We start from the raw sequence: 12822 nt of genomic DNA, 5'->3' as shown, positions 1-12822 counted from the left end.
GGAAGATATACTGTTAGACTATGCTAGATGGATGGTCTTGTTTAGGCAGATGGCCTGCATTTAAAAATGTTTAATGACATCACGCTCTTTGATTTCGTTATAAATGATTCTCGCCCCTTTTGGTGTCATATGATTGCCAGAAGGGTCAATGAGACCTGACTGAATCAGGGCATTGTCACTGTCTTCACCAGCTTCTCGGATGAAAGCTTTCCAATTGTCGACAAGCGGCACTTGCTGTTTTTTTGCTACTTCTCTTGTGATGTCATTATATGAGTTTTGCCAAGCTCTTGCCCCGCCTCTCTCAGCAAAATAAGATGACTTATACCGAGAGTAATAATACAAGCCCTTTTTCCCACCTTCTACAACAGGCACACAGGTCATGAGAATCGGGGTAATCCCTTCTTTTCTACTTTCAGAAATGAAGTAGGTTAAGTTTTCTTTAAATCGTTTTTTGGTCACGCGAGGGTGTTTCCCGTCTAGAATCGCCGCATCATTTGTGCCGAACATGATGAGGACGTAAGTTGGTTTTTGTTTTAAAATATCTTGCTCAAAGCGAAGCTTCGCATCTTCTGTTGTCTGCCCGCCAATGCCTGCATTCTTCACTTGAATTTGGCCGCGCTCGACGTTTTTCATGAGATTCACCCATTTTTCAGATGTTGGATAATCTCGAAAATCCCAGTTTGATCCTCTTGTGTTACTGTCACCGAATGCAATGACGCTTTCCTGCGCTGGTTTTGAGCACCCAGCAGCGACACATAAGAGGATGAAAAGGAAAACAAATTTCTTCACAACATTCACCTCCAAAAGCCCTCTTCATATAGTAAACGACAAGACTTTTGGTTTCAATGAATGACTGTTTTTGACGAATGCTTTCTATTGTAACTGAACCGGCACATAAGCTCTATCATGATGGAGCAGTTCGCTGACTTTCACAAACTCATAGCCTCTATTCTTTAATTCAGGGACCACCTGTTTCAGCGCTTCTACCGTCTGCTTACGATTTCCTCCGCCATCATGTAAAAGGATGATATCGCCGCCCTGAATATTTTCGATAATACGGCTGGCTATTTTGTGTGCACCAGGCCTTGACCAGTCCTTTGGGTCTTGCGTAAAGGACCACATGACCACATCATATCCTTGCTTTGAAAGAATGCGGAATGATTTCATGCTCAAGCGTCCGCCAGGAGGACGAAATAATAAAGGGCCGCCTGGCTGGAGGGATGCGATATGAGCTGCTGATTCTTTTAGTTCCTGCTTGATTTCCTTCGATGACAAAAGGTCAAAATACGAATGGTTCATCGTATGATTGCCGAGCTCATTTCCTTCGCCTACAATCCGCTCTGCTATTTGTGGGTATGCATGCATACGGCTCCCTATAACAAAAAAGCTGGCATTCACTTCATGCTCTCTCAGCACATCTAGTATTTGATTTGTGTATTCCGGATGAGGGCCATCATCAAAGGTTAACGCAATCTTTTTCCGTTCCTCTCTCATGTCCCAAAAGGCTCGCCCTGTTTTTTCTAGGTCGATTCTTTTTAATGTCCGCGCCTCTATTTTATTAGGAACAAAAGCACATAATACGCATACACACATTAAGATATGCAACCCTTTCATCAGACCGCCTCCACAGAACATGATTACACATTAAATTGCCCGCTTTCTGATGAATTCATTCAAGATTCATGATCATGTCTGCTTCTTTTCCGCATAAAAAAAGCCGGCCCATCAGGCCCGCTTTTTGTTTCACGTTTGGTTTCTCTCTTCAACTGTCGAACGTTGCTTAGAATTCATACAGACACTCTCCTTCTTGGATTTGATTTTGAGCCCATAGTAATTTTCGATAATACTGGTTGGACTTCTGGTACTGTTGAGAGGCTTCTAAGGCTGTCGCAATTTCTAGTGAGATATCCTCTATATAAGAGTATAGGCTAAGTTTTTCCAAATAATCAATGGTTTTTTGCAGTTGTTCTTCATTGATTCCCTGAACATATAAAGCATCCAGATACTCAAACATATGACAGAACAGCTGGTCTTCATGCTTCTTTGCGGCCAATTTCCCATCCTCTAATATGCGCATTGCCTCTGGCTGCTCATTTTGTCTAAAAAGCAATTTGGCCAATGTATAGAGTGTATGAGGAAGTGTAGGAAGCATCTCTTTGCGGGCGAGGTCAGCCGATTGGGTTAAATATCGTTCTGCTTCCTCTCTATAGCCTAGCTCTCCATAACATTTCCCTAAATTATAGAGCGCCGAGCTATAAATGCGCGGATGGTCAATTTGAGATGCGAGCTGTTTTGCCTTTTTCAAATGAGGCAGCGCCCGATCTTTACGTTTTAAATCTTGGTAATTACCTGAAATGACAAAGAGGCACTGAATAATGCGAATGGAATATGCAGCATGCTGATCGTAGATTTCAAGTGCTTTTAAAATATGGTGCATGGAGACATGCGTTTGTTTCATAATATAGTAGGCTTCTGCTACTTTAAAATGAAACTCAGCCTGCTCAATATCATCAAATACCATGGACAGCTGCTTTTCTGCCATTCGATAATATTTGACGGCCTCTAAATATTCTTTTTGACTAAACTCATGCATGCCACGAAAAAATGCGTGGTAATAATGCAGCATATCAGATAACTCATGATTGGAATTTTCGATTTTATCGACAAGGTTAGATACTGAGAAAGGTTTATATTTTGAAGGGTGTATATAGTCGAGCATAATTTGGTGCCGAAAACACATGAGCTGATAATAAATCAGTAAATGCTGGTCCTCTTCCATACGTTCAATTTCCGCTTCTACTTCCGCTTTCAAGATTTCCGCATCTGGAACACTGAACTGCCGTATCATTCGATACCATTCATTAATTTTCATGCCTACATGTGAAGAAAGAACCTTCCCCATGTTCCGAAAAAACCCCTTCCTTTTCGGTCTAATATTACATATTTTAGCACGCTTCTTAACCGCCAAGCACCGCAAAGAAACCGCAAACATATGAGAATGGCAGCAAAAACATTCGGACCCAAACACATTATTTTCGAAAAAGATGATTTTTTCCTCGTACAGACACAGACAATCCTCCCTTCACATACATTTGAGGATATAGGCAGTGGCCTAAACATGGTGGAGGTGAAAATCGTGGCAGGAGTATTTACAGCGATGGGATTGATGGTCAAAGAATTGGTGTTTTTAGTGTCCTATGTCAAAAACAATGCCTTTCCACAGCCCCTTTCGGGAGATGATGAAAAAAAATACTTAGCCCTTATGGCGCAGGGCGATGAACATGCAAGAAACATGCTGATTGAACATAACCTTCGGCTCGTCGCCCATATTGTCAAGAAATTTGAAAATACCGGGGAAGACGCTGAAGACCTCATCTCCATCGGGACGATCGGACTGATTAAAGCCATTGAAAGCTATTCCTCTGGAAAAGGAACAAAGCTGGCAACATATGCTGCGCGGTGTATTGAGAACGAAATCCTCATGCATTTACGTGCACTCAAAAAAACAAAAAAAGACGTCTCTCTGCATGATCCTATTGGTCAGGATAAAGAAGGCAATGAAATTTCATTAATTGATGTTTTAAAATCAGAAAATGAAGATGTGATTGATACCATTCAGCTCAACATGGAGCTTGAAAAAGTCAAGGAGTATATCGACATTCTCGATGGCCGAGAGAAAGAAGTCATCGTCGGCCGGTTCGGTCTTGATTTAAAGAAAGAGAAAACGCAGCGCGAAATAGCAAAAGAGCTCGGAATATCGCGAAGCTATGTGTCCCGAATTGAGAAACGGGCGCTGATGAAGATGTTTCATGAGTTTTACAGGGCGGAGAAGGAGAAACGGAAGCGGGAGAAGGGGAAATGAAGACAGACTTCAAAATAACTTTTTTCTGTATTTAAAAACAGATCTAATATGGGTCTGTTTTTATTTTGTCCATTCTTTCTTCTGTAATAGAAAGAAAACCGATCTTTGTTAAAGTCGATGCCCGCACAGCCTATTTACTTGACTATCCCATTTTCTTTTAAAAAACGCTCAAACAGCTTATTACCTTCATTCTCAATTCTGTCCTCTTCAATGGAATACTCCCCTATCAATAGCCCTAAATCCACGTATGTTTCATATGGCTTTAAAAATGTAATCCCATAACTTTTATGATCAAAAAACAATAGCCATTTTCCCGTTTCTAAATTCTTAAAGAACACCCCTTCAACATCAAAACCTCGTTCATAATACCCAACATGAACGTGCATGGTATCATCTAAAATATGCATTTTTTCCTCCTTTACACGTTCCATCTGCTTCACCCGTAAAACCCCCCTCTAGCTTTATAGACCCTGTTTGAAAATCAATATTCCTCAACCCCACCTATTCAACAACATCAGGCATCGTTTGGTCGTCAGGCTCATAGGGTTTACGGGCAATATCGTCTCCCTTTTGAGACAAATTAAAGAATCAAATAAGAAAATCATCCAGCACCTAGATCATCAAAAAATAAACAAACCTCCTTCATATAGTGGGGGTATTAGATTCGAGAGATACAATCTTTATGACTTCCATTTCAACTATTTTTTATCAAGCAACATGCTGATTCTCTGAATATAATGGAGCGCAATATGACCGAGACAGAACAAAAGCCCAATTATCGCAAGAATATAGATGGGCAGCATCAAACCTGGAAAATAGTTTATCACCCATCCCAAACCAACCGCTGTCAACATATATAGGCTGATCAACCTCATCAATACCACTGAAACACTCCTTTCCTTTACATACATTTATTCCAGCAAATATTCAATAAGTATTCAATTACCTCTTTTCTTTCCCATTGCAAACTTACTATTTTTTTACATAGGTTGATAATTTAGCATCAAATTAAAAATTCAACATAAATAGTAAGTTAGACTTTCGATCCTACACTCATGTAGAGTGCGACGCATCAAACATAACACCAAAGGTGGATGCTGAAAATTTCAATCCACGCACTCATGTAGAGTGCGACATCAGTATTATGTCATAGGTACTATTACTAAAAAGATTTCAATCCACGCACTCATGTAGAGTGCGACATCAGTATTATGTCAAAGGTACTATTACTAAAAAGATTTCAATCCACGCACTCATGTAGAGTGCGACGCGACTAGCCTTGAATATAAAGGCGTGGTCATGACAATTTCAATCCACGCACTCATTTATAGTGCGACATCATGATTATGTCAAAGGTACTATTACTAAAAAGATTTCAATCCACGCACTCATGTAGAGTGCGACGCGACTAGCCTTGAATATAAAGGCGTGGTCATGACAATTTCAATCCACGCACTCATGTAGAGTGCGAAGAGACTAGACTTGAATATAAAGGCGTGGTCATGACAATTTCAATCCACGCAATCATGTAGAGTGCGACCGTATTTTGGTCAGCCTCCAAGCAAGGAGGACTTACATTTCAATCCACGCACTCATGTAGAGTGCGACCGTATTTTGGTCAGCCTCCAAGTAAGGAGGACTTACATTTCAATCCACGCACTCATGTAGAGTGCGACCGAAGACTGTTTCTTTGCTGGCTATACTCATCACAATTTAAATCCACGCACTCATGTAGATGTCTACCGTATTTTGGTCAGCCTCCAAGTAAGGAGCACTTACATTTCAATCCACGCACTCATGTAGAGTGCGACCGAAGACTGTTTCTTTGCTGGCTATACTCATCACAATTTCAATCCACGCACTCATGTAGAGTGCGACCGAAGACTGTTTCTTTGCTGGCTATACTCATCACAATTTCAATCCACGCCCTCATGTAGAGTGCGACGAAAGGAACTAACGACTGCAATAATCTGCTTTAATTTCAATCCACGCACTCATGTAGAGTGCGACGAAAGGAACTAACGACTGCAATAATCTGCTTTAATTTCAATCCACGCACTCATGTAGAGTGCGACATTGCCTACTGCCTTCGCTTGCTCCAAAGCTAAAATTTCACTCCACGCACTCATGTAGAGCGCGACGAAAGGAACTAACGACTGCGATAATCTGCTTTAATTTCAATCCACGCACTCATGTAGAGTGCGACATTGCCTACTGCCTTCGCTTTCTCCAAAGCTAAAATTTCAATCCACGCACTCATGTAGAGTGCGACATTGCCTACTGCCTTCGCTTGCTCCAAAGCTAAAATTTCACTCCACGCACTCATGTAGAGCGCGACGAAAGGAACTAACGACTGCAATAATCTGCTTTAATGTCAATCCACGCACTCATGTAGAGTGCGACTAGGGTCTTTTTATTTTTGCCAAAAAAGGAGAGTATTTCAATCCACGCACTCATGTAGAGTGCGACTAGGGTCTTTTTATTTTTGCCAAAAAAGGAGAGTATTTCAATCCACACACTCATGTAGAGTGCGACAGTGCCTACTGCCTTCGCTTTCTCCAAAGCTAAAATTTCAATCCACGCACTCATGTAGAGTGCGACAAATCAAACACGGATTGTATTCAGTGGCGAATCATTTCAATCCACGCACTCATGTAGAGTGCGACAAGCGTTTTCAATATACAAGGGATTGATGCTCAAATATTTCAATGCACGCACTCATGTAGAGTGCGACAAGGAACTATTCCTAATGAGGACTTAAATGATTTATTCCAATCCACGCACTCATGTAGAGTGCGACAAGGAAATATTACTAATGAGGACTTAAATGATTTATTCCAATCCACGCACTCATGTAGAGTGCGACAAGCGTTTTCAATATACAAGGTATTGATGCTCAAATATTTCAATCCACGCACTCATGTAGAGTGCGACAAGGAACTATTCCTAATGAGGACTTAAATGATTTATTTAAATCCACGCACTCATGTAGAGTGCGACAAGGAACTATTCCTAATGAGGACTTAAATGATTTATTTAAATCCACGCACTCATGTAGAGTGCGACAAGGAAATATTCCTAATGAGGACTTAAATGATTTATTTCAATCCACGCACTCATGTAGAGTGCGACAAGCAAATATTCCTAATGATTACTGCAATGATTTATTTCAATCCACGCAGTGATTTAGAGTTCGACAATGAAATATTCCTAATTATTACTTAAATTATTTATTTCAATCCGCGCACTCATGTAGAGTGCGACGGCGATTTTCAATAAAAAAACAAAATAAAACAGCTTCTTTTTAAGTAAATCAGTTAAAAAAGACACATCTATTTGTACAAAGTATCAATTAATGAGACATAAGGAGATAGATTTTGTCGAAAAATCTTTCTTTTTAGGTGCGAATGCTTCAGGGAATTTATGTGCACCCCACATTCGCACCTAAAAAATAAAAGGATCTTCTACAAAAATTGTTTCTTTTACCCCAACTTGTTCTACTTTTTTTCGATATTGGTTACCTATTTGGTAAAAACGAATGCTATCTTTTTCTTCGTTGATAGCTTGCAACAACTGATGCTTCATTGTAGCAAACTCCGTTGAATCTATAATACATTCAAAAACAGAATGTTGTACTCTTTGGCCATAATTTTGACAAATTTTCGATATTTTCCTAAGTCTTCGTTGCCCAGCTCTATCAATTGTGCTGATATCATATGTAACCACAACCATCATATCAAACATCCCCTACTTCCAAAGAAATGGTGGGTATTCATCTAAATCATTTCGCAAAAATCTTGCGAGAAGGAGTGCTTGAGTGTGGGGTACTAATCCCCATGCAATTTTTTCACCTAAAAAAGGATGTTTGATTTTCTCTTGTTTGCGATTTTGCCATGCAGTTAAAAAAGTTCTTCGACCTTTGTCTGTCATGATGACTGCACCATTTTCTTTTTTTACAAAGTCAGATGGAGAGATCATTTTCTTATTCACCATTGTTAAGACAAATTTATCAGCATATACCCCTCTAAGTTCTTCCATCACATCTAAAGCAAGTGATATACGCCCTGGGCGGTCTCTATGAAGAAATCCTAAATAAGCGTCTAGTCCAACTCCTTCTAATGCTGCTGCTACATCATTAGCTAGTAATGTATAAGCAAATGAAAGCATGGCATTGATCGGATCAAGAGGTGGTCTTCTGGAACGGGAATGGAAAGAGAACGCTTCTTTTTGTTGAAGAATCATTTCATCGAATACTCGATAGTATGCGGAAGCTGCTTGTCCTTCTAAGCCCCTTAACCTATCTAAATCAGACTCGATCCTCACATCAGCTAAAATATCTGAAAGATGTTGAGTCGTTTGCTTAAATAACGCTACATTTATTCTCAATGGGTAGTCTCTTGTCATTCGCTCAAGCATCCATTTATGGTTATATATCTTGCCAAATATAAAATTCCTAGCGACTTCAACTGATATATCTTGACGATCTGACATTCGATATTGTTTTTTTCTCAAAGTGACATTTCCTCTGCTTTTTCCGGAAACTCTCGCCAAGAAGCGTCCACTCATTGATAAAAACACTATCGAAATATGTTTTTCGGCACAATAACTCATTAAAGCGGGACTCATTCCCCTATATCCAAAAGAAACAATTCCCTCAATATTATGAAGAGGAAGACGACCTGCTTTTTCTTGTTCCTTCAGTAAAACAATATTCTCTCCATCCAAAGCTAAATAGACTTCAGGCTGGGTAATAAATATTGTATTTAATAACTTCCTCATTCATCCATCGCCCTTTCAATATACTGCTTGACCGTTCTTTTATTCATCAAACTGGGTAAACAAATATGTTGAAGCGAGCAATTTTTGCAAAAGGTTCCTGTTTTCACTTTTGGTGTATGACGCCTCTCAAAAAGATCCAGCATCTCTGTCATCACAACTTTTGCTTTAATTCTATTTTCTGTCGTAATTGGTACTTCCACCCTTTGTTTGATTTCATGATAATAAATATATCCAGACTGAATATCACAAAGAAGCATTTCTTCTAAACAGACAGCTTGTGCGGTCAATTGAAGAATGTCAGCATCATTCATTTTTGGCTTCCCTCTTTTATACTCGACAGGGAAAACAAGGTAATTCCCTTCTAAACTAGGGATGTAGACTCCTTTTTTATGTGAAATAAATTCAACGACGTCACAAACCCCGCTTATTTTGAGCTGGTGAGATACAATTGGCATTCCCCTAACAACCAATTTGTCTTTTCTTTTCTCTCTCACAAATGGGTTATCGGCTTTTTGATGAAGGTGCTGTCCTTCAATGGTTTTTACATTCTCTGCCCATTGTTGTTCGATATGAATGAGTGCCCATTGCCTTTTACAGAACTGAAAATGTTGAATACCAGACAGCATGAAGTATTCTTCTTCTCTATTATTTGCCATCCAACACCTGATATTGTAGACCTTCTAACTCTGATACACTGAAGTGATAGTCCTCCTCAAACGTTTTTGGTTCACCATGTAATGGCTTTATATTCAACAATCGATGAACTTTAGCAGATGAATATTGTCCCATTTTCGATTGATGCTCCCACCAAATCACTTTGTTTACTTCCATACTGCCTTCGGGACGTGCAGATGAAGCATCATTTTCAAATAATGTACGAAGTGCTTCTTTTATATTCTCTGCATCTTGTTCTGTAAAACCTGTTTTCTCAGCTAGTTGCGTGTTGATACTTCCATAAAAGATATAAACCCCATGTTCTACTCGATGTTTCATTCCCATCGTATCAGAACCTTTTTTCTCACCAGGCTCACTGTTTACACTCTTTGTGATCTGCATACTCGTCAAGTCTATGGGAGTAATACTCGTTGCGGCATGGATGGATACTGGTCCCCTCACTCCTACAGAAACACCTCCACCTGTCCCCTTAAAAGCAAAGACTTGACCAAAACTACGTACATCAGTCCATTTTTCACATGCCAATCTGGCAATCTCATCCATAGTCGCTTTCTTATCTTTCAGACGTTTTCCAACATCAGGATCTGCTTCTGCCCGCTCTTTTAAGCTGCCAAATCCATCTATCTTCCGATCGTTAGATTGAACAAAAATAGATTCTCCCATATCTAATAAACGATTTCTGATTTTTCTTTTAATGGCTACATCAGAAATTTCTCCATATCCTTCATGAGTTTGTCTTGGACGGTTTCCGTTGAGCGGATCTCCATTTGGGTTCGCTTTATGGACAGATAGCACAACTGCAAAATCAATTTTTTTGTTTAAAGTATTCATGTTTTACTCCCCTTTTTCGTCAGTCCCATTCATTTTTGTCTGATCTCTTTTTTGATAAAGTTCATGTCGTTGACTTGAAAAACCTAAGATATATTTCCCCGATAATGGTTTATTTGTATAATCATCTACTGCAAAAGAAGAAAGAATGCCATCCATCAATTTTTCTAGATACATGCCTCTTGCTCCAAGTTTTATGCGGTATGGCTGTAATGCTGCATATATTGTTGTCCATGTTCGTTCTGGGTGTCTTGAAAATGCATTCATATAACGTATCGCATTCGTTGATCTTTGTTCATCACTTCCAAGAGCACGTCTCTCCAGCACATCTGCAATGGCAAGCAATCGACCAAATAGATAACTTCGGTCTGTATTTGACTGATCTAAAGCCACTTCCATTCCCTCCTTTATATTCACTAATGCACATGCAATACCTAATGTTTTTTCCCATTCCCAGCTTTTCATTGCAACAGGATTAGAGGCACGTTGAAAAGCAAGGTTAACAATATCCTTTGGTATGTTCTGATTCATTTGATTTCCAACAATATAAGGCACTAGACGACTTGCCACCTCTTTTATCAATTGTTCCTTCACTTGAGGACCATACATGGCAAAGGCGATATCCTTTGGTGTTGGTGTCCCAATAGAGGTTTTCCCCTCAGCATAACGCTGCCTCCAACAACATGACACATACCAATGATTTAACCTGTTCAAATATAAATGCTTGTCCATATTAATATAGTAGAGTACTGCAAGCCTGCCCGTTGTAGCTGCATCTAAAATTAAAATATGAATATCTCTTTTTTTCAGTCGAAGATCATGTTCGTATCCAGCTAGTGCTTTACTGATTTCTTGTGCATATTCTCTTGCAGTAAAACTTTCTTTTTTTTCAGGAAAATCTTCAAATGAATACGGATCGTCAAAAGGCGAAGGAGTCTGTAATTGGTCATATTGCCAAACTAGAAATACCCTTTGATCTATTGATCTCCCTTGATATTGAATTAGCCATTTCAACGCATTGTGTGCCTTTTGTGATACCTCATAGCCAACACTTGCAACTTGCTGACTTTTATCAAAACGACCTCTAAAAGTAAATCCACTTGTATCGTTTGACGATATCAACTTCGCCTTATCCCCTGAATGCCGTATTTTATTAGCATGTCTTTCAGTTTGAGGAATCACTTCTCCTTTTACAAAGCAAATATCTTCATCATTTAATAAAGTGTTATAAAACTGAACGAATGAATCATACATTTCTCCATCATTCCACACCTTACGACTTACTTCAGGATAAGAATGGACATCAAATCTTACAAAAGCACTAAATTGATCACCCGCTAAGACTGAAAAAATATCAGGCTTGTTTTCACCATATTTTTTATCCCACTTCTCTATCAAATGTTGATTTTCATCAACGTGAAGAATACCTTCATCCACCAAATTTCGAATCAGCGTTTTTTGTTTTAGATAAGCTAAAATACGACTCAATTTAGGATGTGCATGAGATGAATTGGCCCATAATTCCAAATTTTCGATATATCGTTGGAAATGCTCTTTCCTTTGTCCACCATACGCCTCATAATCTCCTGCGACATACATCAGCTTATCATGCAACGGATATGGGGCAACAACACTACCTGCACGACTAGAAGAGGCTTCTGTGCAAGGGATAACAGTCACTGCATCTTCCTTATCTGTCACCTTAGCAGAATGGAATGACCCGTCCTTTGTTACAAGAACTTCAATATGTGCGGTTTGTGTTGTGTGTGAAATTGGTAGAAGTGTAAACGTTTTAGATTTATCTCCATAAAATCTTTCTTCTATCTTTCCAATCCTGTCTAGATTCTCTTGATACGTTTTATACAAGTTCAAAAGCCAACTCATGAGCCCATTTCCCCTTTAATATGAGTAAGCAACTCTTCTACGCTTTCGATATGATCCCGATCGAACTGTTTGACACCCATTTGTTTTACCCGCCTCACGAGCTGGCATTCTTCTGGTCGTATAAATTGAATATATCCATCTGTCATCACAGGATTCCATAATCTCACCTCTAAATGTTGACCACCTGTTTCATCAGGATAGTTCAGTCCATGGACCATCGTACCGAAGTGAATATCACCATAATCGTCATAGTAGCCCTTCCCTTCTCCAAATTCACACGGTTCCACGTAGCCCTGGCATTCCCTTGTACCAAGAAAAATATCTCGCCTGCCACCCACATTGAGCGCACGCTTCAAGATGTTATGGTGCTTATGTTCATTACGATCAAACGCCAAGTCAGATCGATGTAAATTAAATTCAAAATGAGCTTGTACCTGATATTCTACATCTTGTAAATATGTATAGTATGCCAGTGTATTTTTGTCCCTGCCATACTCAATTGGCCGTACTCCTTTTGATTCCATTTTGATCGGTTTCATGACCCTTATTTTATCAACAACCATCAATAAGGTAGGTTTCCAATAAATTGATTCGACAATTCCCTTTAGCGCCTGATATGTAGGAATATGATATGAGTACTTCTCACCACCCATTTTTGTCAAAGGATCAGTAAATAGCGCATAATTCCCATACAAGCGGAATGAAATTGAATTTCTCATCCCAACACCTCCTATCCCAGCTTCCTTTATATGAAAATAACATAACATACCATCACATTAATGTAAATTTTTAAC

The 12822-nt window shown here is 39.3% G+C and carries 12 protein-coding genes; 1 reads left to right on the top strand and 11 read right to left on the bottom strand.

Annotated features, from left to right (window positions below):
* Positions 1-60: 60 nt before the first annotated feature.
* The 3 genes from BA1_RS04480 to BA1_RS04470 all read right to left on the bottom strand — a co-directional run bounded on the left by BA1_RS04480 (position 61) and on the right by BA1_RS04470 (position 2902).
* Positions 61-789, bottom strand: coding sequence for an SGNH/GDSL hydrolase family protein (locus BA1_RS04480; RefSeq protein ID WP_034738389.1), 729 nt, complete (start codon positions 787-789; stop codon positions 61-63).
* Between the two features lie 84 nt (positions 790-873).
* The gene (locus BA1_RS04475; RefSeq protein ID WP_008356187.1) at positions 874-1614 is read right to left on the bottom strand and encodes a polysaccharide deacetylase family protein; all 741 of its coding nucleotides are present in this window, start codon (positions 1612-1614) and stop codon (positions 874-876) included.
* Between the two features lie 166 nt (positions 1615-1780).
* Positions 1781-2902 (bottom strand): response regulator aspartate phosphatase, encoded by a 1122-nt coding sequence (locus BA1_RS04470; protein WP_008356185.1) that lies wholly within the window; start codon positions 2900-2902, stop codon positions 1781-1783.
* Positions 2903-3133: 231 nt separating this feature from the next.
* On the opposite strand from BA1_RS04470, the gene sigK reads away from it, so the two are divergent.
* Positions 3134-3862, top strand: a complete 729-nt coding sequence (gene sigK / locus BA1_RS04465) for an RNA polymerase sporulation sigma factor SigK (RefSeq protein WP_034738387.1) — start codon at positions 3134-3136, stop codon at positions 3860-3862.
* 134 nt (positions 3863-3996) lie between these two features.
* Here the strand turns inward: sigK and BA1_RS04460 are convergent, their stop codons facing one another.
* The 8 genes from BA1_RS04460 to cas5c form a co-directional block, all read right to left on the bottom strand.
* Positions 3997-4269: a DUF3986 family protein gene (locus tag BA1_RS04460; protein ID WP_034738385.1), complete on the bottom strand. Its 273-nt coding sequence runs from the start codon at positions 4267-4269 to the stop codon at positions 3997-3999.
* Positions 4270-6011: 1742 nt separating this feature from the next.
* Positions 6012-6161, bottom strand: a complete 150-nt coding sequence (locus BA1_RS19750) for a hypothetical protein (RefSeq protein ID WP_162130795.1) — start codon at positions 6159-6161, stop codon at positions 6012-6014.
* Between the two features lie 1145 nt (positions 6162-7306).
* Positions 7307-7597 carry a CRISPR-associated endonuclease Cas2 gene (cas2, locus tag BA1_RS04450; protein WP_008356173.1) on the bottom strand — a complete coding sequence of 97 codons (291 nt, stop codon included), beginning with the start codon at positions 7595-7597 and terminating at the stop codon, positions 7307-7309.
* Positions 7598-7609: 12 nt separating this feature from the next.
* Complete coding sequence (cas1c, locus tag BA1_RS04445) at positions 7610-8641, bottom strand: type I-C CRISPR-associated endonuclease Cas1c (protein WP_008356171.1); 1032 nt, start codon at positions 8639-8641, stop codon at positions 7610-7612.
* Positions 8638-9297: a CRISPR-associated protein Cas4 gene (gene cas4, locus BA1_RS04440; protein ID WP_008356169.1), complete on the bottom strand. Its 660-nt coding sequence runs from the start codon at positions 9295-9297 to the stop codon at positions 8638-8640. The genes cas1c and cas4 overlap by 4 nt, the downstream gene beginning before the upstream one ends.
* Positions 9287-10147, bottom strand: a complete 861-nt coding sequence (gene cas7c / locus BA1_RS04435) for a type I-C CRISPR-associated protein Cas7/Csd2 (protein WP_008356168.1) — start codon at positions 10145-10147, stop codon at positions 9287-9289. Before cas7c ends, cas4 begins: the two co-directional genes overlap by 11 nt.
* 3 nt (positions 10148-10150) lie before the next feature.
* The gene (gene cas8c / locus BA1_RS04430) at positions 10151-12028 is read right to left on the bottom strand and encodes a type I-C CRISPR-associated protein Cas8c/Csd1 (RefSeq protein WP_008356166.1); all 1878 of its coding nucleotides are present in this window, start codon (positions 12026-12028) and stop codon (positions 10151-10153) included.
* Entirely contained in the window at positions 12025-12747 is a 723-nt protein-coding gene (gene cas5c / locus BA1_RS04425; protein WP_008356164.1) for a type I-C CRISPR-associated protein Cas5c, read from the bottom strand. The genes cas8c and cas5c overlap by 4 nt, the downstream gene beginning before the upstream one ends.
* Positions 12748-12822 lie beyond the last annotated feature (75 nt).

Source organism: Bacillus xiamenensis (assembly GCF_000300535.1).
Lineage (GTDB): Bacteria > Bacillota > Bacilli > Bacillales > Bacillaceae > Bacillus > Bacillus xiamenensis.
Note: the sequence above shows the minus strand (reverse complement) of the source record. Positions and strands in the feature narration are given on the sequence as shown.